This is a genomic window from Sphingobacterium hungaricum, assembly GCF_015210005.1.
Classification (GTDB): domain Bacteria; phylum Bacteroidota; class Bacteroidia; order Sphingobacteriales; family Sphingobacteriaceae; genus Sphingobacterium; species Sphingobacterium hungaricum.
The window spans coordinates 2253556-2278485 of sequence record NZ_MU158698.1 but is presented as its reverse complement, the minus strand read 5'-3'; the positions used below and the strand labels follow the sequence as shown (position 1 = coordinate 2278485).

Genomic DNA, 24930 nt, shown 5'->3' with positions numbered 1-24930 from the left:
TATGAAAAAAGAATTATTTTACACGGGTTATGATACGGCTTCAGGCGAAAATATCTATTTAGGTGATACCCTAAAAGGAGAATTTTATTATCCCCTGCTTATCCAATACGATTCGAAAGACCAAAGGCATTATGCGCTGTCCTTGGATCACAACTCACGGGACCGCTACTACGAACTAAAAGACATCTGCAACACGGAAGGGTTGGATATTGTCGGTAATCAGCTGTTTACCGTCAGGCCGGATCTTGGCGATACCATCAAGATAACTGTTGATAACAAAGGCAAGAATTTTCCATACTTGAGCTTGGCGATCGTTACTGAAGTAAATCCTAAACATATCCGTGCACGTTCGTTGCTTGAAAATCTTAGTATAGAACTACAGTTCGGGGAATTTTTAGAACTAAGAAAGCATAGCGACGTCGCCGATGAACTGGAAGTCGTGTAGACTTTAAAAAAGTTTTTATACTTTTGTTTGGCGATGACAACACATTTCTACATCATGCTTTTGGTTGTTTTTGGATTCTTCCTGATTCCGAACCAAGCTGTTGCGTGCGAAAAGAAATGCGATACGACTGAAAAGTCTTGTTGTCAAAAGGAAAAGGAAAGCGATGCTAAGCAGACAAATGGCTGCGAAAAAACCGGAGATTCCTCTTCGTGCCATTGTAGCCTAATCAAAGTCCCTATGCAAATAAGCTCGTACAAAAGCGTAGAATATTATCCTTCCGTTTTTGTAAAAGTCTTTTCTTCCAGCAAGCCTAGCTTTACACAAGTAGGATTTCATTCAATCCTTATCAAGCCTAAAATAAGCTAGTTTCACTATCCTGTTAGCCATAGTTGCGTCTTTTTCGAAGCGCATAATGGCCCAAATAATTCACAATCTTTCTATTGAACTCTTAATTTCAAAAAAATGAAATCATCAAGATATTGGATGACAGTAAGCATGTTGCTACTGACCATCTTTGCGTTCGCGCAAGTAAAAAATTCTCAAACAATGACCGTTTCCATAAATGGCAATTGTGGCATGTGTAAAAAAACAATCGAGCAAGCCGGCTCAGTTACTAAAGAAGCTATCGTTGAATGGGATGCTGATTCAGAATCCGCTAAGTTGACTTTCGACAGCACAAAAACGTCTGAAGATGCAATTCTGAAACGCATCGCACTGGCAGGCTATGACAATGAAAAATACCTCGCTCCAGAGGAAACCTATCAAAATCTTCACGCTTGTTGCCAATACGAACGCACATTAAAGGCAGAAGAAAACCCATCAGCAGAAAATGCGTCGGAACATCAGCACGGAACCGTAGAAAATCAGGAACAAATCAATACGTTGCAAACTGTTTTTGACGGTTACTTCAAACTAAAAGATGCTTTAGTTAAGTCAGATGCGAACGCAAGCTCAACACAAGCAAGTGCCATGCTTGTTTCATTGGAAGCGATTAAAATGGATAAACTATCAGCGGAGGAACATACAAGCTGGATGAACGTGAAAAATTCGTTAATCGAGCAAAGCAAACTGATTGCTAAACAGAAAGACCTGAAAAAGCAAAGAGCGGAATTCAATACCCTTTCCACAAAGATGTATGAATTGATGAAAACATCCGATACACAGCAAACGATTTACTACCAGCATTGTCCGATGTATAATGATGGACAAGGCGGAAATTGGCTTAGCAAAGAAGATGCGATAAAAAACCCCTACTATGGCTCTCAGATGCTGACTTGTGGAAATACAGTAGAGAAAATTTAATTTTCAACATAAATGAAAAATAGCTTTAAGATACCGGGAATAGTATTTCTGATCAGTCTGTTTATTTCCAATTCGCTACTTGCCCAAAAAGTTGTTCGATATGACCTGTATGTAAAGGATACGCTTGTCAATTTTGGCAATAAAGAGAAAAGAGCAATTGCTGTCAATGGGCAAATTCCGATGCCAACCTTAGCATTCACCCAAGGCGACACGGCAGAAATTATCGTGCATAATTTGCTTCAAGAATCGACCTCTCTGCATTGGCATGGTGTTCATCTTCCCAATCGGGAAGATGGCGTTCCGTTCCTTACGCAGATGCCCATTCAACCCGGATCAACCTATACTTATCGATTCCCTGTGGTGCAAAATGGAACCTATTGGTACCATAGCCATTCGGGTTTTCAAGAGCAAATCGGCATGTATGGCTCGCTGGTTTTCCATAAAAAGAAGGACGACCCGACTTTTAGAAAAGGGATAGATGATTTGCCAACTATTCCGATTGTCTTAAGCGAATGGACACATCTCAATCCACATCAAGTGCAACGCATGTTAAATAGCGGAAGTGATTGGTTTGCGATCAAAAAAAATACCGTTCAGAGTTATGCAGAAGCAATCAAAACGGGAAAATTCAAAACAAAAGTGACCAATGAATGGAAACGGATGGAAGCCATGGACGTCAGTGATGTGTATTATGAGCGATTCCTTTTGAATGGGCAGACGGAAAGCCAGCTTGCTCAATTCAAAGCTGGTGATCAAGTCCGCTTACGCATTGCGAATGGAGGAGCATCCTCCTACTTCTGGCTCACGTATGCGGGAGGCAAAATAAAGGTTGTGGGGAATGATGGAAACGATGTGGAGCCTGTTGAAGTAGATCGGCTGATTATCGGAGTTTCAGAAACCTACGATGTTGTTGTCACCATTCCAGCTGAACAGACTTCTTATGAATTATTGGCGACCGCCGAAGATCGAACAGGTTCCGCTTCGCTTTTTATCGGCGAAGGGATCCGCCAATTGCAGGTGCCTCTACCCCGTCTTCAGTATTTTGAGGGAATGAAAATGATGAATGACATGATGAAGATGAATGGAGATATGAACGACATGGGCATGAAGATGAGCTTGCAGAAAATGGATATGAATACCGTGATGTATCCAGAAATGAAGCCGACGGATATGACTGCTCATGCGGGACATTCTAAACAAGTTCCAAAAAAGATGGATGACATGGAACACATGCAACACGAGAAAAAAAATGAGCATTCCGAACATGTGGAAGAAAATGAAATCAGCACCTTAAGTTATTCGATGCTGAAGTCCACAGAAAAAACGAATCTTCCTGCTAACGCCCCTGTCCGAGAACTGCGATTTGAGCTGACGGGAAATATGAACCGTTATGTCTGGAGCATGGACAACCGCGTGCTTTCTGAGTCGGATAAGATTCCGGTCAAGAAAGGTGAAATTCTCCGCATCAGCTTGTATAACAATTCGATGATGCGCCATCCCATGCATTTACATGGTTTTGATTTCAGGCTTTTGAATGAGCAAGGTGATTATTCGCCCATGAAAAATGTCATGGACATTATGCCTATGGAAACGAATGTAATCGAGGTTGAAGCAAATCGGGATGGCGATTGGTTCTTCCATTGCCATATTCTTTACCACATGATGGCGGGCATGAACCGTGTGTTTGAAGTAGGAAATTATGACAATCCCTTGCTTCCTGATAAGAAAAAAGCTTACAAGGAATTGCAGAAGGAAAGCAACATGATTCACCTGATGGCAGAGAATGACTTTGCGACCAACGGATTGGATGGAAGTGCCATGCTTCAAAATGCACGCTGGAGCCTAGGAACAGAATGGCGTCTGGGTTACCACGATATGCATGGATACGAAGTGGAAACGCATGTAGGTCGTTACATCGGCAAAATGCAATGGTTTATGCCTTTTGTGGGTTTCGATTGGCGCTATCGGAAAATGGGCATGCATGAAGAGGAAATCAATCTGTTTGGTGAAAAGAATACCAAAGACAATCGCTCTGCTGTAAGTTTAGGATTTATGTATACCCTTCCGATGCTGGTCAACTTCCAAGCTGAAGTCTATCATGATGGCATTTTGCGTTTATCGCTAATGCGCGAAGATATTCCGATTTCAAGGCGACTGAGAGCAGGATTTATGCTCAATAGCGACAAAGAGTACATGCTTGATCTGCGTTACATCCTGCATAAGAACATGGGAATACGGACGCATTACGATAGCGATATGGGATTCGGTATTGGCTTAGCATTGAATTATTAATGCTGTGGATTGCGCTTCCTTTTAAAGCCTCGTTAAGAGGCTACCTATTTTTAGAAATAAAAAAATAATGGCCTGCCGTAGGTACGCAATGCGATCAAAAGAACCTATACAGCTTTAATATAAATTGTTACGTACCTGCTGCAGGCTACTACTATGACATATACTTTTCCTACAAACATTTTGCTCCTACGGAGCAATTCAACAGGCAATACATTTTCCAATCAATGTGCCGTAGGCTCAACGGCTTTGTTGTAAAAATCCAATCAAAATATTGTGTGCCGTAGGCAATACTCTTTTCTTAGGGGTTATACCTATGGCACGCAATTATGAATGGAATGGAATGCTATGGCTACGGAGCGATATCTACAATAATTAGCCAGCATCAAAATCTGCAATCGGTAGAATCGAACAAGAACTGATTATGATTTAGACGAGATCAGCTACTTGCAAAAACTACTTAAAAAGTTTATTCGACGCTTCAAAAATCTTAGAGACGTCAAAATATATTCCTTTTAAATCAATATCATTCTCTTCTAGTTCATGGTAATCGCAGGAATCGACGACGCGTTGAGATTTAGAATCGAATCCCAAAATGTTTAAAACTACATATTCGTCAGAGACATTCATGACATGGAATCCTGTCTTGGAGGAATTCCCATCGCCGCTCATGCCGATTGCTTCTACCATCGCATAAAATTTTCTGGAGACACGATCGAAGTTTATTTCATCACCCAAATCCTCATAAGCAATCATTAGGTAATAATTCAACCTCAAATCAAAAGGATTTTTTCGAAAACTTTCTTCTCCTTGTTTAATGAATTCTTCGATATTATTTTCACGGTATAATTTAATCAGCTCATTATTGTATGTTTTATAAGGATGGTAATCGGGCTGAAAATATTGACCAAAATACAACAGGTCGTATTCTTCTTTAGTCAAAGTAGAATCGGCATCCTGAAATCGCGACAGCAGCTTTTGATAATTATGTTCGTCATCTTGAGCAATCAAGGTTTTGATCGACTCATAATCCGGTGCTGTTCTATTCATTTCTTGCGCAGCACAAAAACTGCTAGAAACTGCCAAAATAAAAATAATCCATTGTTTCATAATTCATTCTTGGGTATTCTAAACTAAGAATAAAAAATCGAAAACAATGGATTAAATAGGCGAAAAACTAATTCGATAAGACCTGCTTACGTTCGATTAATTTTTTCTGTAATTTGCCATAGTCAACTGATTGGACCGTACGGTTTTCATCAATAGCAATGCTTGCTGCTAAAGCAGCACTTTGGCCCAAGATCATAAAAACCGGCTCCATTCGAATCGAACCAAACGCGATATGCGAGCTTGAAATGCAAACGGGAACTAAGAGATTCGTACATTCAATTTCTTTCGGAACTATCGAGCCATACGAAATTCTATACGGCTGTTTTGGATGCACACCGATATCGCCCTCATTTTGGACGAAACCATTTTCTTTCACATATCGTTGCACATTATGCGAATCCAATGCATACGAACCCATACCGATTGAATTATTGATTTCCCGATCGCTGAATGTATCATGCTCGGTCATCACATAATCTCCTACCATTCTTCGCGCTTCGCGAATGTAGAGTTGGTGAGGCCAGTTCTCGTTGTCTTTAAATTCATCTTTTGCCAAGCCCCATTTCTGCATTTCCGTACGCACTTCTTCCGGAACTTTGGAATCATTCGCCAGGAAATAAAACAGACCTTTTTGATATTCTTTATGTGCTTCAATGATTTCCTTTCTGCGCTCGTATGTGGCTTCAGGATAATCATAATTCATTCCAATAAAATCGGTGCTGAAAGGGCCATGATTATTGGTATCGGTTTTCTTGTTCGGAATGGGGTCAAACTTTCTAAACGTATCTCGCCATCCGCTGTTCAGTACGCGAAGCAACAGCTCATAGTTTGCAGGATTGTAGTTCGCCGGTTGAGGAAAAGCGACGAGATTTTCAGGATGGTTGGTCAGGCACATCCGGAAACAATAGGCCTGCAATCGGTCATCCCCTTCTCCAAAATTTCCCGGTTGTTCGGGAGAAACACCGTAGAGCAATCCGCTGCTTTTATCTCCGGGAATAACATAAGGACTGATATCCGTTTTGAAATAATGGTCATGATGCAGCACGCCAACTTGGACGCCATTCCACTTCTCATTGTACACGGCATTCGCTTCCCTACCTACATGATAGCTAACATCCGCAGCTGCCATCAAATCGCCTTCGTAAGTTGCGTCAATAAAAATCTTGGCTTCAAATGTGTTGCCTTTCAATGTTTTGAATCGAATAATTTTCCCGTTTTCTTTTGTTAACCCAGTCGAAGAACGGTCCAAAAATTCTTCACGAAAAACCTGCAAATCATATTCTTTGACCCAATTTTCCATAATGGATTCGGCAACATGGGGTTCGAAAATCCACATTGTTCGGTTAGCGCCATCCATCGCTGGCGTGCCTTGTCCTTTATTTCCATAAGATTCTTTAGTCTGCCAAAGCCATGCATCTTTTTGCTCGTAATGGTCGTAAACTTTTTGGTAGAATTCACGTGCCAAGCCGCCGATTACAGCTTTATTTCCGGTGTCGGTAAAACCTAATCCTCCGGATGATAATCCACCTAAGTGCAGGTCGGGCGATACGATAATAACCGATTTACCGGATCTTTTTAATTCTACCGCCGAAGTGATCGCGGCAGATGTTCCACCATAGATCACCACATCAGCTTTATGAACAGAGGCCCCATAAGCAGCAGAAAAAGCAAATATGGCAATGAATACGAAGGTCAGATTAAATCTTCTCATGTTTATTTATTTTTTTGGTCAGTAATCGGCACAAGCAAAACAGCATTTGCCGCAACTGTTCCGTTTGTGTTTTCAGTACTAATTTCAATATAAGGTTTATCTGAAGCTGTGTCAAAAGCATATTCACCTAAGTCAACCCAAGTACTCGTTGTCTGTCCTTTGATTTCAACTTTATTCAAGTCAACCAAATTGGATTTTACATCTTTTCCGTTAAAGACATTGATGGTTAAGGTCGAAGAACTTGCTTCAGTTTTGGGAAAATACGTATAAAGTTTGTATTTACCAGATTTAAAATTTTTCGAAGTATTGAATTTCGCTACGCTAGTTGCTTCCGAATCGGCTTCTTTATAGCTCATTCCATATCCTTTGGACTTTCCATTTTCCCAATTTCCAGTCAATGAAACTAAGTCTGAATCTGAAACATGAATCAGTTCATCTGCTTGTCGATGGTCAGCTTTTGGGTTTTCACTCAAGATTCGCTTGATATCATCCACATTGACGGCATGAACGTCCGTGCCTTGATCAATGGCTAGACATGCCGCCACGGCTCCTGATTGTCCCAGAACCATAAACACAGGTTCCATTCTAATCGAACCAAAAGCGATGTGGCTTGCTGAAAGACAGACGGGAACAATTAAATTGCTGACTTCATTTTTTTTAGGAATGATCGCGCGATAAGAAATCGGAAACGGAGGAAATCCACCGACTTCCACATTACCTTCATTTTTAACCATGCCATTAACCACCACCCGATCACAGTTATGCGAGTCCATGGTATAAGCTGCATAACCGACCTCATCGGCTACGACTTCCCTACCCTGGCAATGATGTTGCGTCATGACCAATTCTCCTACCAATCTTCTCGCTTCGCGAATGTACAATTGGGGCGACCAGTTTTTATTGTCAACATACTCGTCTTTCGGATATCCCCAAGTTTTCATTTCCTGACGGATAAATTCTGGAACAGCTGGGTCATTTCCAACAAAGTATAGTAAACCTTTGGTATAATCCTCGTGCGCTTTGATAATTTTTTTCCGTTCTTCATAATTGGCTTCTGGATACGCCCAGTTTGCGCCGATCATGTCTGTAGAAAAACCATTCCGATTATTGATATCTGTTTTTCCATTGGGCATCAATGACCAAATAAAAACATCTTGAAGACTTTTCCATTTCTGAATTTCTTTCTGCCGTTTTAGCACTTCGTATTTCGCTGGATCGTAATTTTCAGGTTTTGTAATTTCTACCCGATTCGCTGGAACATTTGTTAATGCAATTCGGTAATTGTAAGCCTGTACTTTTTTATCGCCAGTTCCTTTTGGCAAGACGGGATCTGCATTGATCCCCCATAGTAAACCGCTATTTTTGTTGCCTCTTTCTACGTATGGATCTATTCCGTTAGGAAATTGATGGCCGTCCAAGAGCTGTACACCATTTAGCGTTTCTCCATAAACTGCATTATCTTCTCTCCCAACATGATAGGAAGCGCCAGCAAGTGCAAACAAATCACCTTCATAGGTGCAGTCCATAAATATTTTAGCGTTTACAACAGCCTGCCCTGCTGTTGGTTTTTCAGCATCGTGAATAACTACGCTTTCTATTGTTGTTCCATTTTTGTTCACTTTGCTCAATACACGACCTTTCATGACTTTAGCATCGCAGTTTTTCAAATAATCCATAAAAATTGCGCTAGCAACTTTAGGTTCAAAGATCCATTGCTCAAATGTATTGTAATGCTTTCCGAGCTTGCGGTAAAAATCCAACGCCAATCCTTTCACGACGTATTTATTTCCGATATCGGTCATCCCAAGCCCACCCGAACTTAAGCCTCCCAAATGCTGGCTTGGTTCGATAATCAATACTGATTTGCCCGCTTTCGACGCTGTGTAAGCGGCAATGATTCCTGCGGAAGTTCCTCCATAAATACACAGATCGACATTTATCTGTTGCTGAGCTTTCAACCCCGTCAGACTAGCTAAAACCAGTATGGCTATACTCATTAATTTCTTCATGTTTTGTTTCTTTATGTTTAACTAAATTTTCAAAATTTAATACCCTGGGTTCTGCTCCAAGTTACTGTTGGTGACTGTTTCGATGTTTGGTATTGGCCACAAGTAGTCTCTGGCTGGATTAAATTTCCGCACTTCAATCACCCTCATTTCTGCTCTATTTGCAACGCCTGAATAATCTACAAATCCATTTTCATCAATGCTAGGCGCATTGCTCAACAGCCCTTTCGGAATCCTTCCGTATAAACTCGAATTCATAAATTTATCAGCCAATTCCCATCTTCTCAAATCGACCATTCTAAAACCTTCATTTGCCAGTTCATATAAACGTTCTTTTCGAACAATTTGTCTTAGCTGCAATTGATTTTTACCAGCAGCAATTATCGGCATATCTACCGTTGGGCGACTGCGCAAATCATTTAGCGCGTCGTACACTGTTGCATCTAATTCATTCAATTCTATTTTTGCTTCCGCATAAATCAATAAAATTTCGGCATAGCGAGACTGGGTAATATTCAATTCCGACTGCATCGTGAAATCTTTATCCAGAAAATCCACATATTTTTTCCAGCAATAGCCCGAAAACGAGGCATAAGCATTGATCGCATCTTCATTTGCAATTCGCATCGGAATGGATGTATTGTATGCGTAATTCCAAACCCGTATGCTATCCTTATGCGTTTCAAACTGGAAGCCAAAAAATTCTGAACCTGGCAAAGCAACGGTAAAAGATAATCTCGGGTCTCGGTTTTCAAAAGGCTTTTGAGGATTGAATGTTGGCGAGTTATCGATCTCTAACCCATCCGTACATAAAAAGGCATCGATAAGGGATTGAGAAGGAATTTTATTCGATGTGCCCTGCGCGTTTCTTGACAAGAATGCGCGCGTAACGCCATGCGTTCTCGTATTTTGCAAACGCAAATATTGGTAAGCAAAAATAATTTCATTCGAATTTTGGCCAGCGTATGAAAACAGTTCCCCATAATCATCATGCAAACTATAAGCATCCAAGTCCATAACGGCTTTCGCCGATTGCTCCGCCTCTCTCCAACGTCCGCTATTCAATGCCGCTCTTGCGCGAATAGCCAATGCAGCACCTTTCGTGGCACGTCCGACGTCTGCACCGCCATAACTGACTGGCAGATCAACAGACGCTGTTTGAAGTTCTTCCAAAACAAAATCTATTACAGCATCTTTTGAGACTTTGGGAACTTGTGCTTCGCTCAAGGTTACAGAATTCGTCATCAAAGGCACGCCACCAAAATAATCAGCTAAATACTGATACGTGTAGGCACGGATAAACTTAGCTTCCGCGACATAACGCTTATAAATTGCCGCATCAATCTTTCCATCTAGCTTATTGATATTATTTAATACGAAATTACACTTGCCGATTATTTTGTATGCATTTGTCCAAATGCTTAATACATAACCATTATTACTATCATGATCGCCACGCCCAATGGATTGCAAAGCGGAGGTATTTCTGTCCCAGCCAATATCCGTTGCATCATCGATCGTCATGTTTACCGGCATATCATCAATCGGGTGAAACACCATTGCGCTATATAGTCCATTAACGACCAAAACCAATTCATCCAAATTCGCAAAATATTGTTCATCCGAGGGACCGAACAAGGGTTTACGGTCTAAGTAATCATCGCAAGATTGAACAGTTAAACTAAATATTACCAATCCTAAGCAATATTTCCATGTTTTAAATATTTTCATTTCTTTATAATTTAGAAAGTAACGTCAACACCAAATGTGTACACCTGAACCTGAGGATAATAATTTCCAACGCCTATTGGCGCTTCGACATCATACCCTTCCCAGAAATTATCAATGCTGAATAGATTAGATCCATTGGCAAAAACACGAAGGTTTTTAATCGTATTGTTTTTCAATGGAATCTTGTATCCGATCTGCAGATTTTTAAGCCTCAGGTAAGATGCATCGCGCATCCAAAACTGCGAAGCCTGCTGATTGTTATTCTGACCAAAAGCCAAGCGCGGATAGGCCGCATTCGGATTTTCTGGAGTCCAGCGATCTTTGTTATCTTCACGGATGGTTCCTCCGATAGCGCCCGTTGTTGTGAAAGGCTGGATCCCTGCGCCATACAAATAGCCGTTAGCTTTCCCGACACCTTGCAGCAAGAAGCTTAAATCTATTCCTTTGTACGAGAAGTTGCTATTTAATGAGTAGGTATATCTTGGGATCGGATTTCCGATAATGACCTTATCACTCTCGTTGATTTTCCCATCTCCATTTTGGTCTTTGTATTTCAGATCGCCAGGCGCCAAGGTTCCAAATTGTGTAGCATGGCTTGCAATTTCATCAGCAGACTGAAAATAGCCTTCTGTTTCGTATCCGAAAATAGAATTGATCGGAAAACCTTCACGGTTGACGGTCAATCCAGTTTGGTTGATTCCCTTCATATCCAACACTTTATTCCTTACATCCGATAAGTTGAACGTAAAGCTGTATCGAAACTCTTTATCGAAATCATTCCGATAACCCAAGGAAACTTCCCAGCCTTTATTCTCAACAACTCCTGCATTTTGGTAAGGTGGATTCAAACCCAAAATCAAAGGGATATTCAACTGCAACAAGATATCGCTTGTCTTGCGCGAATAATAATCAGCAGTCAAGGTAAAATTCCTGAATAAGGTTAAGTCAATACCAAAATTTTTCTCCTCCGAAGATTCCCAGGTGATGTTTGGATTGGATAGATCATTCAGCGCAGCTGTATTAATAATTTCATTTCCTAAAGTATAAGATCCGAGGTTCAACGCCGCAACTGCTGGATAGGTTCCAATGTTTTGATTTCCTAGCTGTCCCCAAGAAAAACGAACTTTACCTTCATTCAGCCATGACTTCGCTTCTGACATAAAAGATTCTTCCGTGAAGCGCCATCCTGCGGACATCGAAGGAAAGAAACCATAGCGGTTTCCTTTTAGAAAACGAGATGACCCATCATAGCGTGCATTGAGCTCCAATAAATATTTCTGTTTGTAGTTGTAATTGAATCTGGAGAAAAATGATTGCAAAGCCCATTCCGAAGCACTTCCTGTCGCGGATTGGTTCAAAGCAGAACCAGCATCCAAGACTGGGAATTCCGGCAAGACAAAAATATCTCGAAAACCTTGTATGTAATCTGTTGTAAAATCTTCCCTAGAGGCACCAAGCAATAGGGACAGGTTATGATCTCCGAAATCTTTGGCCATATTTACCGTCGCACGCATGTTATTGTACATATCTTGCGAACTGTACTGAGTGAGCGAAGCACGCACAGGCACAGCGAAGCTTGGCGTTCCATCTGGATGATGAGATTGCACAACTTCCCTGAAATTTTTATTTACTTGAGTAGCATATTTTGGCGCATAATTTACTTCTGCGGTCAGCCAATCTAAAGGTTTGTAAATAACACTCGCATTGATCGACCCAAACGGTGCTTTATTTAGCGATACGCCACCATCCATTGCGGCAGAAACCGAATTGTTTCCATTCCATCCCAATCCCCAAGTTCCATCCGAATTACGGAAAGATTGATTTGCAGGAATACTGTTCATCCATTGAAAAATATTTTCTATCCCTGCTGATGGAGAAGTCACTATTGGATTCACATATTGAAGATCGATCTTCGCCAAAAATTTCTCTGAAAATTTGATATCGATGTTGTTGCGGATCGTGTATCTCCTAAAACCACTGTTGAGCGTCAGACCGTTTTGGTCATAATATCCGAGGGAAGCAAGCATTTTTACATTATTGGTTCCTCCGTTAATGGTGACGAAATGACTTTGTTGGAAACCGTTTCCCAACAAGGATTCCTTTTGCCAATCGGTATTTGGATATTGATCCGAGCTGCCCGAACCTTGCAAACGATAAGCCTCGAGAATATCTTCAGGATACAGTGGAGAACTTCCGACATTGGTGTATGCCTCATTGGTCAGCAACATATGATCTAACGCATTGACTATCTCTGGCATGTTTGTTGGGTTTTGCCAGCCGAAATAATTGTTGTAAGAAATCGAAATCTTATCGCCAGCGCCACGTTTTGTAGTCACGAGAATAACACCATTTGCTGCTCTTGATCCGTAGATTGACGAAGAAGCGGCATCCTTCAAAATAGAAACTGATTCAATTAAATTCGGATCGATGTTATTGATTGAGCCTTCGATTCCATCAATTAACACCATTGGCCCAGCACTACCAAGCGTACCGATTCCACGGATCCGAATATCGCCGCCATCACTTCCCGGTTTTCCAGAACGTTGGGTAATGGTGACTCCTGGAGCCATCCCCTGAAGGGCGGCTGTGGTCTGTCCGACAGGACGTGTTGCAATGTCCTTTCCTGAAACAGTTGAAACCGCACCGGTCAGATTTACTTTTTTCTGAGTGCCATATCCAACAACGACAACTTCGTCAATCTCCGATTGATCATCTTTGAGACGAATTAAAATCGAATTGGTTTTGTTGGCAGATACGACGAAATTGAGGATGGCTTCTTGGTGAAAACCAACGTGCTGCGCGTATATGTTATAGACTATTTTATCGGATAGCGAATTTATCTGAAACACGCCATCTTCGTCAGCCGAAATTTCCGTGACCAATTCATTATTTTGGGCATTTACAAATTTAACTGTAGCTCCCGGCAATCCTTTGCCATCGATGGTAATGACTTTACCCGTTGTAAGAATAGGTGATTGGGCGCTCGCTGCTATATAGGTAGATAGCAACATGCCAACCAGCAAGTAGTTTATTAATTTGGTTATCATAAATTAGTTTTTAGAGTTATAATTTTTTTATTCGAATGTGTTTAGCTCATGCTTTTCCTTTCTTAATTTTTAGTTATCTCAATCATGTTCTCATTCATTTGAAACGAACAATTATTTAGTTGGCAGAAATTTCCAATCAAGGTTTCTATATCATCTCCCCTATATAGACTTCCTGTGAAATTTCCATGTAAAATTGAATCGTCTTTTGCGATGACCGCAATTCCAAATACTGTTTCGATTACGTGAAATAATTCTTGATTTTCGATCTTCAAAAATTTAACCTCTGAATTGCTCCATTCTACTGTACTTAGAACCCCGAGGATTTCGGATTCCTCCTGATCAAATTTCCAATGTTTACCAGAACTTGATTTTTGCTTGCCCTCAATGGTATAGCTAAATGTCTTTGGATTGATCAGCAAGGAATGGTCTGTATCTAGGAAAATCTGTCCCGTTTTTGCTCTTTCGACATCTTCGACAACAATCTTCCCTTCCAGCAATTTGATTTGGATTGAATTTTCAGATAATTCATTCACGGTAAAAACAGTTCCTATTGCCTTGGTTTCAATCCCTTTGCTAACAACTCGAAAAGCATTTGATTGATTTTTTCGAACTGAATAAATTCCTTTTCCACTTAACTGATTGACGATCCGCTTTTCTGCATAATCATCCGCATAATTTACAACCGATTGAGGCGCAAGCAATACGTAGGAGCTATCCGGAAAATAAAACAGTTTGTTGGTCGATGAATAGTTGCTGAATGTATGTGATTCATTGATAAATTTCAATGTAGAATTTGGGCTAAACGTCAGATAAGAAAACAGAAGAATAAACAGAACAGCTACATAACTTAGGTAAGGAATCCAAGGTTTTCTTTTCGCAGGCTGATCAGTAGGAAATAAGTCATTTAAGAATTTTTCCTTATCCGCTTCAAGACTAAAATTTAGTTTTTCTTCTCCAAGCTCTTCGAATAAAGCCAATGCATCTAATGCCTCCGTATCTTTTTCGAAATAGGATGCCATTTCAAGACATTCATCGTAAGTGCATTTATTTGAAAGAAACTTTTCTACCTGGTCTTTATTCACAATTTTTAAGCATTTTATATAGCAATACGTTTCAAATGCTCAAACTACCTACTCTGTGAAAAATAAATTAATTTATATTTTGCAAAATGAAAATTAAGGCAAGAATTTTTCGCAATTGTTGAAGCGCTTTTAACACATGTCCATCAACCGTACGTATGGAGATATTTAATTTCTCTGCAATTTCTTTATGGCTAAATCCTTCAATGTAAGAAAGCAAGAAAACTTTCTTGCGCATCGGTGGCAGTTGATCGACAGCATGCGATAAGGAATTTTTTAAATCGACTTGTATCTCTTCAAAGTTGATTTTACCGCTCTCTTTGATTGATTTCATCAATTCTCGTTCATTTGCTTGTTTGCGAAGCCAATCGATAAAAATCAGTTTCGCTTTTCGAAACAGCTGAATTTCCGCAGATAGATTAAAATCATGAGAATCCCTATAATTCCAAAACTTGATAAATGTAAGCTGCGTTAAATCTTGAGCAATCTCATATGAATTTGTTCTTTTATAAAACCCCAAAAAAATTTTATCGTAGTAAGTATGAAAAATATCTTTGAAAAAGATTTCATCAAAAGTATTCATTTGATTAATAGTCTTAAATTATGATTATAGGCCTATCGAATATAGATATTAATTCAAATGTAAAGAATTTAATCAAACCATTCGAAAGTAAATTCAGATAGCTGTGCTTGTTTCTAATCAGTTAAAGTAATTGACAGATACGGAATTGTTCCTGACTTTCGGTCATCGGCTAGATTCTCCATCAGGTAAACAGCCAGCTAAGGTTTATTTAAATCTGCAGGGAAGAAGTTGCTAGCAGAATTGTTACTGAGGATGAACAAACCAAATTCCTCATTAACTCTTATATTTACAGTTGAAAAACACGATTTTATAAATATTAAACGAACATAATGAAGTTTAAACATTGCTTATTGTTTTTGTTAAGCCTGGGTATTTCAAATTCCTTTGCGCAAAAGAAACCCATAGATCATACGGTTTATGACAACTGGAAAAGTCTGTCTAATGCCAAGATCAGCAAGACGGGGAATATCCTATTCTACAGCATCGTCCCGCAAGAAGGCGACGCTACAGTTGAAGTAAAGAATAAACAAAACGAATTGATCCTGAAGGTGGACAGAGGTTCGAATCCAAATCTCACACATAACGAAACCTTTTTTATTTCGACGATAAAACCTACATTTCAAGAGACTCACCAAGCGAAAATCAAAAAGAAGAAGCCGGATGAAATGCCAAAAGATTCGCTGTTGATTGCTAACTTACAAACGCAGACACAACAGAAATATCCTGCATTAAAATCTTACAAGCTTCCCTTATTTCAGCAGGATTATTTAGCTTTCTTAAGCGAAATAAGGCCTGAAGCGAAAGTAGATAGTACCGATTCAACTTCGACGAACAAAGCATCCTCAAAAAAACCGAAAGCAGAGACCGTTCTTACTCTTTATCATCTTCCGACAGGAGATACAGTCAATTTCTGGAAGGCTGACGCCTATGAATTCAGCGGAGATGGACAGCATTTGATCTTCTCAAAGAAAGTAGATGAAAAAGATAGCGTTTCGACGGATCCCGGCGTCTACATCTATTCGATAGAATCGAAAAGCATCAAGAAAATCAGCAACGGAAAAGGAAACTACAAAAATTTCACCTTTGATGACCAATCACAGCAGGTTGTATTTCTTGCCGATAAAACTCCCGAAAAATCATTGCTGAAAGATTTCAAGGTGTACTATTATACCTCAGCATTGGATACTGCGCGCATCATAGCTGCTCAAAATTCTACTGGCGTTCCTGCAAATTGGTACGTGAGCCCTGATGCAAACTTAAACTTTAGCGCAAATGGCGAGAAACTTTTTCTAGGTTTAGCACCGATACCACGAGTAAAAGACACAACTTTGGTCGAATTCGAACACGCGAAAGTCGATATTTGGAGCTGGCAAGATGATTACTTGCAACCGCAGCAATTGGCTAATTTAAAGCGGGACCAATCGCGGAACTACTTAGCGGTTGTCTCTCCAAAACAAGGGTCTTCCATTCTTTCGCTTGTGGATGACACATTCAATCGGGTAAGTACGACGGATGAGGCGAATAATGAATGGGTCTTAGCAAGTACTGATTTCGGAAATCGCATTGCTGCGCAATGGCAAGGCTCTACGAACTCGGATGTCTATCTTATTTCGACTTTGAACGGACAGAAGAAAACTGTGAAATCGAACTTGAATGGACAAGCCTATCTTTCTCCTGACGGAAAAAATGTGGTTTATTTCGACCGTGAAACTGGAAATTGGTTTTCATATTCGGTTGAAAAAAACAGCACCATTCAATTGAATGTAAATTTACCGGTAAGTTTCGTCGATGAAGAAAATGATGTCCCCGCTTTACCGGGTTCTTACGGCATCGCCGCATGGTCTACAGACGGCAATGGAGTTTACATTAACGACCGATACGACATCTGGTATTTTGATTTCGTTGGGAAAGAGAAGAAAAATGTAACGCAAGCCTACGGCCGCATCAACAACATCGTTTTACGCTACCAGGACTTTTCGACAAATGATAATCCGCGATACAGAACGTCACTATTAAATAAAAAAGGAAATATTTACTTAGACGCATTTGACACGAAAACCAAATTTAGTGGCTTGTTTCAAACACATCCGGACAAGAATAGCAATCCAAAAGAAATTGTATTAGTTCCATTCACGATTCGCCAACTAAGTGCTTCGACCGATCTTGAACATTTTATTTATACTAAAGAGAATTACGAATTATCGCCAAATCTATTCTATACGACTAATTTCAAGAACGAAACCCGCGTAACAGACATCAATCCACAACAGCAAGATTACAACTGGGGAACAGCGGAATTGGTCAATTGGGTTACGCCAAACGGTCATGAAGCTTCAGGTATTTTATACAAACCGGAGAACTTTGATCCGAATAAAAAATATCCAATCATTGCTTATTTTTATGAAAAACTAAGTGATGGTCTGTACAGTTATCAAGCTCCTGCACCTACACCTTCACGGTTGAATATCCCCTATTTTGTTTCGAATGAGTATTTGGTTTTCGCACCAGACATTTCGTATGAAGATGGCTATCCAGGAAAATCTGCTGAAGAATACATTAATTCGGGCATGCGTTATTTAGCTCAAAATAGCTGGGTTGATTCGACTAAGATGGGAATTCAGGGACAAAGTTGGGGTGGATATCAAGTAGCCCATTTAATTACGCGCACCAACATGTACGCTGCTGCTTGGACTGGCGCACCTGTTGTCAACATGACATCAGCTTATGGCGGAATTCGCTGGCAATCAGGCATGTCACGTCAATTCCAGTATGAAAATACGCAAAGCCGTATAGGTAAGACACTTTGGGAAAACCGCGAGCTGTACATTGAGAATTCACCATTATTCTTTATGGACAAAGTAAATACTCCGGTCGTTATTATGGCCAATGACAATGATGGAGCAGTGCCTTGGTATCAAGGGATTGAAATGTTTACAGCCTTAAGACGTTTGCAGAAACCTGTCTGGATGTTAAATTACAATGGCGATGAACACAATTTAATGCAAAGACAAAATCGTAAAGATATTCAGATTCGCGAAGCACAATTTTTTGACCATTACTTAAAAGGCACACCTGCTCCAAACTGGATGAAATCTGGTGTTCCTGCAATCAACAAGGGAATTGATTGGGGATTTGAATACAACTAGCGATTTGCTGACAAGAATAAAAATAAAGCAAGGTATAAATCAAGGTATTGTCTATATTTGCGTACAAAGCAATAAACAAACCTATTAAGGAAATTAATGAATTTAATTAAATACAGTTTATACCTTGTTTTTCTGTTAATCGTACTACAGGCTTGTAAAAACAAACCTGTTGAAACTGACAAAACCGAAGAGCGTAAAAAGGATTCCATTGAGCAAGTTCGCAAAGAAGAAGAAAAGGAACGATTAAGAGCCCGAACTGCTGCAGATATTAAAATCGAAAAAGATTTAAGCTACAATAAGCATACATTGGAGGATACCTATCCCTATGAAGATACCACGCGTGTATTTCAATGGGAGAAAATCAAAGAGAAATTAGCCACGGTCGAGAATTTTCTGAATGCTAAAGGAACCTACGCCATTTTACAAAACTATAAAAACAAGAACCGCGAAGCTCCTGTTGTAAAGAACTACAAAAGGAATGCATACAAACGTGTTTCCGACACCTTAGGTGTTGAGCGTTATCAATCTGCTCCACTATATGTTGTTGGAGAAACGGACGCTCCCGTTCGCTATGGTCGGGATGGTTTTTTGGTTAAGCTAGCGAGCAGCGATACATTGGACATGGTGAAAGTGGAAGGAATTTCTTTCGAGGGAACCTACGATGTTCCAAAACGCTATGTGAAAAATATTGGTGATTCAGCGACATTCAATCATGTGGTTGTGGTTGATGTAACTAACCAAAATATCTGTACATTGGAGAAAACGGATAAAGGCTGGATTGTACGCAGCATGAATCCGGCAACGACAGGAAGGCATAAACCGCCTTACGCAATGGAGACTCCGACTGGAATGTTTGTCATTCAGGAGAAAAAAGCGAAAATGTATTACCATAAAGATGGAACAACTAGCATTGAGGGCTTCGCTCCTTACGCGAGCCGTTTCACGAATGGCGCGTATGTACATGGTGTTCCTGTCAACAATCCAAAAGGCGCAATTATCGAATACAGCTGGAGCTTAGGAACCATTCCTCGTTCTCACATGTGTGTCCGTAATGCTTCTTCACACGCGAAATTCGTATATGATTGGGCAAAAACATTGAACGCATTAGTGATTGTAATTGATTAACAGATAGTAACATTAACATTTCTTAACACTTTTTGTAGTTCTAGAATTCTACCTTTGTAGGCGAACAAGTGAAAATTGATTATGAGAAGTATATTTTTAGTTATCCTTACGTTATTATTGGTCTCTTCAAGCCCGTCAGTACAAAAGGAAATAAAAGTAAAAAAACCACAAACAAGCGACATCAGCGAACCCACTCCTTCCCTTATTGAATCTTTATACCAAAGCATGGATTTAGCTTCTGTATTAAAATTTGATGCATTTGAAAAAGCAATGCAGGGATACAATACGCTTTCGTCTAAGAATAAAGACATATTCACAATTATCGACTTTACGTTGCCTTCTACTGACAAACGCATGGTCGTGTTGGATATGAAGAACAAGAAAGTCTTATACCATACCATTGTCTCTCACGGAAGAAACAGCGGTGAAAAATATGCAACTGCATTTTCTAACCGTCATGGTTCGTATCAGAGTTCTTTAGGATTTTATGTTACAAGAAATACCTATCAAGGTGGCAACGGGTATTCATTGGTAATTGATGGATTAGAAAAAGGCATCAATGACCAAGCGAAAGCAAGAGCTGTTGTTATTCACGGCGCTGACTACTGCAGTGAATCCATCATTAAATCTACAGGTCGTTTAGGAAGAAGCTACGGCTGTCCTGCACTTCCAAGAGAAGTAACTAAACCCATTATCAATACAATCAAAGATGGCTCATTGTTATTTATCTATGCAGATAACAAAGAATACATGGCCAATACCAAAATCGTCAAACCATCCACTGAGCGCACTTTGTTAGCGCAATCAGATGAGGTCAATACCACAAAAGAACAAGCTGTTTTATAAAAGATAAATAGAAGAATAAAAAACCGTCTAAAATTAATTTTTTAGGCGGTTTTGTTTTATGTGATTAAATCTAGATGTATTTAAATCTAAAAAAAATAGGATTAACAGCTTTTCATGAAACGTTGAAGGATAAAATATTCATTTATTCTAAACTTACATAATTCATCAACCTTGCAAATATCCCGTTAAATAATTTAACCGAAGAAATAATCCCTTTTACCGAGTTTTTAAGTTCGTTAACCCAATAGCTATCTGCTAGGGCTATTTTCTGAGCTACTTTTGAATCAGAAAATAACAACAAATAAAAAATATTAACAACACAAAAAACTCAACGTCATGCAAAATCTAATCAAAATCATCGCAGCATCTGTATTAATGGTATTCTCATTCAACTCATTCGCAACAGAAAAAGAAAGCCCTGCTAAAATTACGAAAGCTGTCAACTTAGTTGATGCTTATATTGAAACGGCGACTTTAGGAAAAACAGCGAAGGGAGAATATATCTTCGCAGATCATTTCCAACACAGAGTGAATGGGTCGAAATCGCAAAACTTCAACAAGAAACAAGTCGTTAAATTTTTAAGTGCTCAAGAAGGATACGTTCAGAACTGTGCATCAAGCTACCAAATTATCGAATCGGACAGCAATTACACAATCGCAAAAGTTCAGATGAAATACGACAACTTTACACGCACAGACTATGTGACTATGACTTTAGCAAATGACGCATGGCAAATCGACCAAGTAGTTACAAGCTACTCGAACTAAAAAAAACAGAATAACAACAAAAAAAACTGCAATCAGTTCAAATCTGATTGCAGGTTTTTTTGTGGAATTTACAGGTAATTTTCCAAAGGAAAAAACCAGAGGATTATTTGATTTCATAGTTAAGGAAAACAAAATCAGTCACGTTAAAGCAACGTTGATCTAAGATTAAAAATAAAATCCAACAACTTAAGAATCTATTCCCTTTCGAAACATTCCTGACCAAACGCTCCGCTGCTATATTCCAATACAACATGATCCTTGTAATAAATATATTGGCAACGATCGTCATACGTTTCTTTTTGCTGTTGATTTAAGGGCTTGTCAAATAATTTGTAAGAATACACCCCCATACCACTACAGGCAATTCCGATGGTTGTAATTTCTCCATTTTCTATGGAAATACAGTTTGCCTCATCGAGTAAAGATTTGATTCTTGCAAGTGTCTCTCTGCTCCATGCTAACGATTTTAAAACAGTATCTAGTTCTTCCGAATTTGGTAGAAGATCTCGATTCTGCGAAATGGTTGTATATTTTTGAATTGGTTCTCCGGTCAAGTCGGAATCTTCTATGCTAAAGGAATAAATGTTGATCGAAATCTGCTCAGGAACTGTCAATATTTTGCTTTCTAGTTCAAATTCAATTTCTACAACGTAATATTCAGGGATTAATTTCGAATATTCCTGTTGAAGTTTTTCAATTTCGGCTTTTTTATTTTCGTAATTTTCAATCAGGTCCTTCTTACTGCTTGTTGGTAAAGAAATCATCAGGAGCATAAAGTCCTTCCCAGCTTCATCGGCATCTTGATAAGACTTTATATAATCGATTTTAATATCTTCTGGGAATATTTCTGCGCAAGCGCGAAATAATGAATCTTTGTTTTAGCCTTCTCTAAACCCAACATGTTGAGCTTGGGAATTTAACCCAAGAAACAGAGCGACTAAAAGTAATTTCAGTTCTTTAAGAAACATCCTTAATACAGTGGGTTGGAAAGTAAGTTTAAAATTCGCTTTATGATAAATTACGTGCTCTTAGTTCCGCTTCTAAAGCCGAAACCTTTTTTGTATGATTCAATGCAAAGGGTACAAATAACAAAGGAAAAAATGTAAACAATCCAAATCCATTTCTCCAAGTACTAAAAACAGCAACTCCGACCATAAATCCTAAGATTACAGCATTTGAAATCTTTTCAGATTTTAACTTTTTCTTCTGTTGGAGTAACTCGTCGTCGCTTAGCTCGGTCAGTTGCTTATCGTTTGATTGCATAATTAGATTATCCCGTTGTTTTTTGAAGGCCAAAATAATTTTAAACAAGCATTATTCGAGTTCATTCGACTATTCGAAAGAACGGAAAAGCATCGTTAAAATTTATCCCCCCAACGTTTTCTAAATATCGAATATTTATTTTATTTCCAAAAGGGATTTTTTCTTGCAAAGCAAAATGTTTTTATATCATCCGTCGCTTCTACAATTTTAGTCAACTTGTCAATGCCTATAGCTTAAAGCCTAAAGCTTAAAGCTATAGGCATTATCCCAACAAAATCTTATCCGGTGTAATTGGCAAATCCCTAAACCGTTTTCCAATGGCATTATAAATTGCATTGGCAATGGCGGGCGCAGTACCGATAATCCCTACTTCACCAAGCCCTTTCGCTCCTGTCGGATTGATATTCGGATCGGGTTTTCCGATAAAGCCTACTTCAATGATTGGGGCGTCAGCATTCACAGCGAAATGGTATCCAGCCAAATCATCCGCTATCAAACCGCCTAAACGAGTATCGATTTGTTGTTCTTCCATCAAGGTCATTCCGATTCCGCCTACCGCAGCTCCCGACATTTGGTTGGCAGCGGCTTGATCATTCACGATCTTTCCGCCATCCGCAATGCAGATCATGCGTTCCAATTTGACCTTACCTGTTTTTGTATTGACTTTTAACTTGCAAAAATGAGCAGCTGAAGAACAGAAGGAATATTTTTGTCTTTCTGTTCCTGGACCAGAACTCGCCTCAACCTCTACCATTGTTAAGCCATTCTTGCTCCAGATGTCGGCATAAGATATAAAATGTTGATTGTTCTTTTGAAAAGATAGTCCATTTTCCGAAAGCAAGATTTCTTCCTCTTTTGCAGTTTTGTAAATTTCATTCTGCGAAGCAGCAAACTCCGCCAATTTTAATTTTAGAGCTAGACTCACCGCTACGACCGCACCGCTAACGGACGACAAACCATTGCTTCCTCCTTGACTTGGTGCAGGCGGCAGGCTTGAATGCCCCAATTCAATCTTGATTTTTTCTTTCGGAATCCCTGTTGTATCATGTGCGATATTGACCATTCCCGTTCCGGTTCCCGTTCCGATATCGGTCATCGCCGTTTGTACGGTAATCGTTCCATCACGTTCCATTTTAATTGCTGCACTGGCATTTCCTCTTCCCGCATTCCATGCACCTACGGCCATTCCATAGCCTGTACTCCAATCGCCATCGACCAATTGTCCAGGCTGACTTTTACGCTCCGACCAATTGATGCGCTCCGCTCCTTGCATAACGCATTCATTTAAAAAGTTCGTTGACCAAGGCAATTTCGTTTCGGGATTCGTTGCAATCGCCAGATTCTTTAACCGAAGTTCGACAGGGTCTATACCCAATTTATAACTCAGTTCGTCAATCGCAGATTCAATTGCAAAATCACCCGTACAATCACCAGGACCTCGCATCCACGTTGGCGCACTTAAATTCAGCGGAACAATAGCTGCTTCAGCTTTCAGATTTTCGAAATCATAAATCAAGCGCGTGACGCGTGTAATGCCATCATTGAAATTTTCATAGAGCGATGTCGCATTTTTGGCTTGATGAAAGATGCCTTGAAATTTTCCTGAAGCATCTGCACCGATTTTTATTTTCTGCCAAGAAGCTGGACGATAACCTGTTCCTGCAAACATCTGCGGACGTGTCAGCATCAATTTGACTGGACGATTGACTTGCTTCGCTCCCAAAATTGCCGCTAAGGCATGTGGCCAAACACGCAATCCAGAACCAAAACCTCCACCGACAAACTCGGAGAAAACTTCTATATTTTCTTTCGGGATCTTCAATAAATTAGCAAAAACGTTCTGCACATTATTCACTCCCTGATTCTTATCATGTAAAACCAGACGGTCATTCGCCGTCCACTGCGCAATCGTCGCATGCATTTCCATTGGATTATGCACCTGCGATTTGATGTTGTATTCTTCTTCTACCGTATGTGGTGCATTTGCCCATGCAGCCATTGCGCCTCGCTCCTTGCCTGCTTCCGTTAATCCTACCGTTTCTCGAGCCGCATCAAAATCAACTCGAAAAGGCGTTGCAGCGTATTGAACCTCAACCAACGATGCCGAATAGGTCGCATCTTCTAAAGTGTCTGCGATAACCAAAGCAATTGGCTGCCCTTTGAAATACACTTGATCGGTATGAAATATAGGCAAGCCAAAACGGGAAGACTTGATCAATTCCTCCGTTGCGAAACCCGGAACTTCTGGTCGGTGCAAATGTGTCAGAATATCCAATACCCCGGATACTTGTTTAGCCTGATCGAGATTAAAACTTGTAATTTTTCCTGCCGGAATGTTTGCGCCCACCAATACAGCATAGCAAACATTTTCAACTGTATATTCTGCCGCAAACTTGCCTTTACCCGTTACTTTATCCACGCCCTCTACACGGCCTTCTTTCACTTTTTTATCTATCGTATTTAAAAATTCCATGAGGGT

At 39.8% G+C, this 24930-nt stretch carries 18 protein-coding genes; 8 read left to right on the top strand and 10 right to left on the bottom strand.

Features of this window, described 5'->3' with window-relative positions; translation table 11 throughout:
- The first annotated feature begins 1 nt into the window (after position 1).
- The 4 genes from C4F49_RS13130 to C4F49_RS13115 all read left to right on the top strand — a co-directional run bounded on the left by C4F49_RS13130 (position 2) and on the right by C4F49_RS13115 (position 4039).
- Complete coding sequence (locus C4F49_RS13130) at positions 2-445, top strand: hypothetical protein (protein WP_196936288.1); 444 nt, start codon at positions 2-4, stop codon at positions 443-445.
- A 33-nt stretch (positions 446-478) separates the two neighbouring features.
- A complete protein-coding gene (locus C4F49_RS13125; protein ID WP_196936287.1) occupies positions 479-811 on the top strand; it encodes a hypothetical protein in 333 nt (110 codons plus the stop codon).
- A gap of 96 nt (positions 812-907) precedes the next feature.
- A complete protein-coding gene (locus C4F49_RS13120; RefSeq protein ID WP_196936286.1) occupies positions 908-1747 on the top strand; it encodes a DUF3347 domain-containing protein in 840 nt (279 codons plus the stop codon).
- Positions 1748-1759: 12 nt separating this feature from the next.
- Positions 1760-4039 carry a multicopper oxidase domain-containing protein gene (locus C4F49_RS13115; protein ID WP_196936285.1) on the top strand — a complete coding sequence of 760 codons (2280 nt, stop codon included), beginning with the start codon at positions 1760-1762 and terminating at the stop codon, positions 4037-4039.
- A gap of 453 nt (positions 4040-4492) precedes the next feature.
- Here the strand turns inward: C4F49_RS13115 and C4F49_RS13110 are convergent, their stop codons facing one another.
- The 7 genes from C4F49_RS13110 to C4F49_RS13080 all read right to left on the bottom strand — a co-directional run bounded on the left by C4F49_RS13110 (position 4493) and on the right by C4F49_RS13080 (position 15303).
- A complete protein-coding gene (locus C4F49_RS13110) occupies positions 4493-5146 on the bottom strand; it encodes a DUF4919 domain-containing protein (protein ID WP_196936283.1) in 654 nt (217 codons plus the stop codon).
- Between the two features lie 67 nt (positions 5147-5213).
- Complete coding sequence (locus C4F49_RS13105; RefSeq protein ID WP_196936282.1) at positions 5214-6857, bottom strand: FAD-dependent oxidoreductase; 1644 nt, start codon at positions 6855-6857, stop codon at positions 5214-5216.
- A 2-nt stretch (positions 6858-6859) separates the two neighbouring features.
- Positions 6860-8866 carry an FAD-dependent oxidoreductase gene (locus tag C4F49_RS13100; RefSeq protein WP_196936281.1) on the bottom strand — a complete coding sequence of 669 codons (2007 nt, stop codon included), beginning with the start codon at positions 8864-8866 and terminating at the stop codon, positions 6860-6862.
- Positions 8867-8902: 36 nt separating this feature from the next.
- Positions 8903-10594 carry a RagB/SusD family nutrient uptake outer membrane protein gene (locus tag C4F49_RS13095; protein ID WP_196936280.1) on the bottom strand — a complete coding sequence of 564 codons (1692 nt, stop codon included), beginning with the start codon at positions 10592-10594 and terminating at the stop codon, positions 8903-8905.
- Between the two features lie 11 nt (positions 10595-10605).
- The gene (locus C4F49_RS13090) at positions 10606-13641 is read right to left on the bottom strand and encodes a SusC/RagA family TonB-linked outer membrane protein (RefSeq protein WP_196936279.1); all 3036 of its coding nucleotides are present in this window, start codon (positions 13639-13641) and stop codon (positions 10606-10608) included.
- Positions 13642-13703: 62 nt separating this feature from the next.
- On the bottom strand, positions 13704-14723 hold the full coding sequence (locus C4F49_RS13085) for a FecR domain-containing protein (protein WP_196936278.1): 1020 nt from the start codon (positions 14721-14723) through the stop codon (positions 13704-13706).
- A 67-nt stretch (positions 14724-14790) separates the two neighbouring features.
- Complete coding sequence (locus C4F49_RS13080; protein ID WP_196936277.1) at positions 14791-15303, bottom strand: RNA polymerase sigma factor; 513 nt, start codon at positions 15301-15303, stop codon at positions 14791-14793.
- Positions 15304-15632: 329 nt separating this feature from the next.
- On the opposite strand from C4F49_RS13080, the gene C4F49_RS13075 reads away from it, so the two are divergent.
- From C4F49_RS13075 to C4F49_RS13060, 4 genes are all read left to right on the top strand, one after another.
- Positions 15633-18449, top strand: coding sequence for a S9 family peptidase (locus C4F49_RS13075; protein WP_196936276.1), 2817 nt, complete (start codon positions 15633-15635; stop codon positions 18447-18449).
- A 96-nt stretch (positions 18450-18545) separates the two neighbouring features.
- The gene (locus C4F49_RS13070; protein ID WP_196936275.1) at positions 18546-19574 is read left to right on the top strand and encodes a L,D-transpeptidase; all 1029 of its coding nucleotides are present in this window, start codon (positions 18546-18548) and stop codon (positions 19572-19574) included.
- 81 nt (positions 19575-19655) lie between these two features.
- Positions 19656-20420, top strand: a complete 765-nt coding sequence (locus C4F49_RS13065; protein WP_231388311.1) for a murein L,D-transpeptidase catalytic domain family protein — start codon at positions 19656-19658, stop codon at positions 20418-20420.
- A gap of 336 nt (positions 20421-20756) precedes the next feature.
- Positions 20757-21188, top strand: coding sequence for a nuclear transport factor 2 family protein (locus C4F49_RS13060; RefSeq protein WP_196936274.1), 432 nt, complete (start codon positions 20757-20759; stop codon positions 21186-21188).
- 194 nt (positions 21189-21382) lie between these two features.
- Here C4F49_RS13060 and C4F49_RS13055 read toward each other — a convergent pair whose 3' ends face one another.
- From C4F49_RS13055 to C4F49_RS13045, 3 genes are all read right to left on the bottom strand, one after another.
- Positions 21383-21952: a hypothetical protein gene (locus tag C4F49_RS13055; RefSeq protein WP_196936273.1), complete on the bottom strand. Its 570-nt coding sequence runs from the start codon at positions 21950-21952 to the stop codon at positions 21383-21385.
- A gap of 244 nt (positions 21953-22196) precedes the next feature.
- Positions 22197-22451: a hypothetical protein gene (locus tag C4F49_RS13050; RefSeq protein ID WP_196936272.1), complete on the bottom strand. Its 255-nt coding sequence runs from the start codon at positions 22449-22451 to the stop codon at positions 22197-22199.
- A gap of 262 nt (positions 22452-22713) precedes the next feature.
- Positions 22714-24924 (bottom strand): xanthine dehydrogenase family protein molybdopterin-binding subunit, encoded by a 2211-nt coding sequence (locus tag C4F49_RS13045; protein ID WP_196936271.1) that lies wholly within the window; start codon positions 24922-24924, stop codon positions 22714-22716.
- Positions 24925-24930: the final 6 nt, after the last annotated feature.

Excerpts from the sequence above, each read along its gene's own strand:
- C4F49_RS13110 (WP_196936283.1), bottom strand. The coding sequence starts at position 5,146 with ATGAAACAATGGATTATTTTTATTTTGGCAGTTTCTAGCAGTTTTTGT.
- C4F49_RS13115 (WP_196936285.1), top strand. The coding sequence starts at position 1,760 with ATGAAAAATAGCTTTAAGATACCGGGAATAGTATTTCTGATCAGTCTG.
- C4F49_RS13090 (WP_196936279.1), bottom strand. The coding sequence starts at position 13,641 with ATGATAACCAAATTAATAAACTACTTGCTGGTTGGCATGTTGCTATCT.
- C4F49_RS13045 (WP_196936271.1), bottom strand. The coding sequence starts at position 24,924 with ATGGAATTTTTAAATACGATAGATAAAAAAGTGAAAGAAGGCCGTGTA.
- C4F49_RS13095 (WP_196936280.1), bottom strand. The coding sequence starts at position 10,594 with ATGAAAATATTTAAAACATGGAAATATTGCTTAGGATTGGTAATATTT.
- C4F49_RS13075 (WP_196936276.1), top strand. The coding sequence starts at position 15,633 with ATGAAGTTTAAACATTGCTTATTGTTTTTGTTAAGCCTGGGTATTTCA.
- C4F49_RS13055 (WP_196936273.1), bottom strand. The coding sequence starts at position 21,952 with ATGATTTCTTTACCAACAAGCAGTAAGAAGGACCTGATTGAAAATTAC.
- C4F49_RS13100 (WP_196936281.1), bottom strand. The coding sequence starts at position 8,866 with ATGAAGAAATTAATGAGTATAGCCATACTGGTTTTAGCTAGTCTGACG.
- C4F49_RS13105 (WP_196936282.1), bottom strand. The coding sequence starts at position 6,857 with ATGAGAAGATTTAATCTGACCTTCGTATTCATTGCCATATTTGCTTTT.
- C4F49_RS13060 (WP_196936274.1), top strand. The coding sequence starts at position 20,757 with ATGCAAAATCTAATCAAAATCATCGCAGCATCTGTATTAATGGTATTC.
- C4F49_RS13130 (WP_196936288.1), top strand. The coding sequence starts at position 2 with ATGAAAAAAGAATTATTTTACACGGGTTATGATACGGCTTCAGGCGAA.
- C4F49_RS13125 (WP_196936287.1), top strand. The coding sequence starts at position 479 with ATGACAACACATTTCTACATCATGCTTTTGGTTGTTTTTGGATTCTTC.
- C4F49_RS13050 (WP_196936272.1), bottom strand. The coding sequence starts at position 22,451 with ATGCAATCAAACGATAAGCAACTGACCGAGCTAAGCGACGACGAGTTA.
- C4F49_RS13070 (WP_196936275.1), top strand. The coding sequence starts at position 18,546 with ATGAATTTAATTAAATACAGTTTATACCTTGTTTTTCTGTTAATCGTA.
- C4F49_RS13120 (WP_196936286.1), top strand. The coding sequence starts at position 908 with ATGAAATCATCAAGATATTGGATGACAGTAAGCATGTTGCTACTGACC.
- C4F49_RS13065 (WP_231388311.1), top strand. The coding sequence starts at position 19,656 with ATGAGAAGTATATTTTTAGTTATCCTTACGTTATTATTGGTCTCTTCA.
- C4F49_RS13080 (WP_196936277.1), bottom strand. The coding sequence starts at position 15,303 with ATGAATACTTTTGATGAAATCTTTTTCAAAGATATTTTTCATACTTAC.